The following is a 2,707-nucleotide window of genomic DNA, read 5'->3' on the forward strand; positions in this document are numbered from 1 at the left end:
CACCTCAATCACAAACGGACATGGGTTCTGGCAGGGGAATAAGCGAACTGCGTATACGGCTACGGATGTACTCATACTGCGCGCAAACGGGTACATTTTTGATGCAGACGCGGAAGAGGTGGACCGGTTCATGGTCACCCTGGCCGACCTTGACGATGACGGCAACAGCAGGTATTCGCTGGAGGAGATCGAAGACTGGATTCGCGCAAATACGAAAAGGATGGATATCTTCTCAGTGCTGGCTTAGGAGCTCCAGCGCCTTCCGGTTCTTTTTTATAGATGCCTCTAGTGCGCGTTTCTCGAACGGGGTCAGTCCCATACTGATGATATTTTTAGGCTTCTCTTTTTGATGCCGGATATCTGGCGCAGACACCATGTTGATCCCTTCCCTGTAATACTTGTAATACACTTGTATTACACCTGTAATACAAGTAATGTCAGATTAACCTTTCGAGAAAAATGGCACCATTTTTCCCTCTTGAACATGCTCCGGAGGTACGCCTTCTTTATCCCCGCGGGGTCGAAGAGGCGGGGCGAGAAGACCCCCTGCGCAAGCGGGGGGAGTTCACCACCGTGACAAACAGGGAGTTTCGGTCAGGCCTGCCTCTCCGTATGGACAAACGCGGTCTGTGCGACCTGCGGCGCCCCTCCGGGGTCTGCTGCATCGGTTTCGCTCTGTGGTCCGAGAACTTCTTTGCCGTTGGACCGGCCCAGACCCTGAAAGACCGCACGCGTTTCGCTCGTGAGTGAATAGCACACCGTCCGGCCGTCGCGGTCCGATTCGACGAGCCCGTCGTCGACGAGTCGTTGGAGGTGCCAGGCGGCTACGGGGCGAGAGAGACCGGTAACGTCGGCTACCTCCGCCTGCGTGACGCCGGGGCCGTCGAGGATCAGGCCGAGGATTTCACAGCGAACGCTGTTTCTGCGGTGGAAGCAGGCCGCCTTTTCGGTTGCGTCGTAATCGCCGTTCCGGAAGTAGCCCTTTCTGCCGCCCGGGTGTACGACGCTGACGAGGCCGGCCTCCCGGAGGCGGAGGAGGTGGTAGCGGGTCGTCCCGCGGTTGATCCCGGTGGCGCGGGCGATCTCTATCGACGTGATCCCGGGGTGGTCCCGGATGCAGGCGTAGATCAGGGACCGCTTCTTATGGGCCAGAGGGTGGCGCGAGGACCGGTAGCCGAGGAGCGCAAAGGCGCCGGCGGAGCAGACGAGTTCGACGGGCATCGCAAGGAGCGGGTAGTGGATGAGGAGGACGATGACGAGGAATTCCGACGGCGTGTAGGCCTGCCAGACCGGCACGAACCGCTCGTCGTCGATATAGGTCACATCGGTCGGCAGTTCGGGAGGACCCGGTTCGACGATGATCTTCGCCGCTACCGGGCTCCAGAGGAGGAGCAGGGCCAGAGTCAGAAAGATGAATAAGGGGATCATCTTTCCATGCAATTCAACCCGCATCAGTTGGTGGACTCCCTCAGAACTAATACCCCACATTCAGTGTATACTCCGTTCCTGCCCCCGGGACGTTTTCTCCGAAGATGAGGAACTTCCACGTGCCGGACGGCAGGGAACCGGACTCTGAGAGGGTAAGGGCGATTTTCTCGTCCGTCCTTCCGTCGACACCGTCGCGGTACGGGCCGAGTACGGCGCCTTCCGGCGGGGTTATGGTCAGGGTAATCGAATCGGTTCCGGGATGCTCGTGTCCGCTCCAGTCGAGGTCGACCTTCAGGGTCTTCACGCCCGTGGGCACCGATTTCTCGACGGCCTGATACTCGCCCGGGTGTATCGTGCCTTCGATGGATTGGATATCCATGCCGTCGCCCGCGTCGGGCGTGCAGGGCCATGGCGCCGGGGACGAGGAGGAGGCCGATGAGCAGGACAACGGCCGGTATGCTTTTTCCAATGCGCACACTGCGCTTCGCTATGCTCATGCTGTCATCATGCACTACGTCCGAACCCCCGACCTTAAATTTTCTGTCCATTTCATAGAATCGTCATCGGAGGTGTCCGGACTACTGTTCTCTCCATATTGAAGACGAATTTCCTTAATCCAGGAAATATTGGAGATTTCCAGTGGAAAACAACCCCGCTGCGCCATCCCTCGGGCCGGTGGCATCGGGGATCGATAGGCGGGCGAATTTCCGGGGATCACGCTATCCGGGGGATTTCCGGGCCCCACTGCCGCCGGCAAGAGGGATGTGCGCGCCCGCCGCCACCGGTTTTTCGTCGCCGCCGGGTATTCGGGGCGGCGGTACCTCCTTGGAGGTCCGCGCGGCACGCCGCGCACTCCCGCCCCGGGGCTGGGTCGCGCCGGGGGCGGGCCGATCATTCCGCCAGATTTCGAGATCAGGGGCGATTCTACAGAATTTCTATCAGACCGGTTCTCAGATCTGCAAGCCGGAGCTCATGGTGTATTTCTACTGGAGAGAGGCCATACTGGTGACGGATTGCCCGGTCCCCTGCGTATCGTGAGAATACGACGGCCCGGGTGGCGCCGCGACAGTTCTATGAAATGGACAGAAACGTTATGGGTGGGAACGCCGACGTCTCGATCAGGGAAGCCGCATGCGGTATCCCGCGGGGGCCGGGAAGTTCGATTGCCGTCGTACCCCGGCTCCCACAATGTGCCCGGAGGGCATTAGGGCTGTTGGCTCCCATCGGGGATAGCCGTCACGGTTCCGTGGTCCCTCCCCGGGTGCGCATGAACGAGGTG

The 2,707-nt window shown here is 60.1% G+C and carries 4 protein-coding genes; 2 read left to right on the forward strand and 2 right to left on the reverse strand.

What is annotated here, in order from left to right:
- Positions 1 to 247 (forward strand): type II toxin-antitoxin system death-on-curing family toxin (locus tag BRA42_RS04470; RefSeq protein WP_342771534.1); only part of this gene is annotated, 247 nt, incomplete at its 5' end.
- 347 nt (positions 248 to 594) lie between these two features.
- On the opposite strand, the gene BRA42_RS04475 is transcribed toward BRA42_RS04470, so the two are convergent.
- Together BRA42_RS04475 and BRA42_RS04480 are read right to left on the reverse strand one after the other, a co-directional pair.
- On the reverse strand, positions 595 to 1,452 hold the full coding sequence (locus BRA42_RS04475; protein WP_292407738.1) for a winged helix-turn-helix transcriptional regulator: 858 nt from the start codon (positions 1,450 to 1,452) through the stop codon (positions 595 to 597).
- A gap of 22 nt (positions 1,453 to 1,474) precedes the next feature.
- Positions 1,475 to 1,807 carry a hypothetical protein gene (locus BRA42_RS04480; protein WP_292407741.1) on the reverse strand — a complete coding sequence of 111 codons (333 nt, stop codon included), beginning with the start codon at positions 1,805 to 1,807 and terminating at the stop codon, positions 1,475 to 1,477.
- 699 nt (positions 1,808 to 2,506) lie between these two features.
- Between BRA42_RS04480 and BRA42_RS04485 the strand changes: the two genes are divergently transcribed.
- Positions 2,507 to 2,707 (forward strand): hypothetical protein (locus BRA42_RS04485; protein WP_342686186.1); only part of this gene is annotated, 201 nt, incomplete at its 3' end.

The organism is Methanoculleus sp. UBA374, assembly GCA_002508705.1.
GTDB classification, from domain to species: domain Archaea; phylum Halobacteriota; class Methanomicrobia; order Methanomicrobiales; family Methanoculleaceae; genus Methanoculleus; species Methanoculleus palmolei.

Bases quoted from the DNA above. Each gene is read 5' to 3' on its own strand.
- BRA42_RS04475 (WP_292407738.1), bottom strand. From the start codon at position 1,452: ATGCGGGTTGAATTGCATGGAAAGATGATCCCCTTATTCATCTTTCTG.
- BRA42_RS04480 (WP_292407741.1), bottom strand. From the start codon at position 1,807: ATGGATATCCAATCCATCGAAGGCACGATACACCCGGGCGAGTATCAG.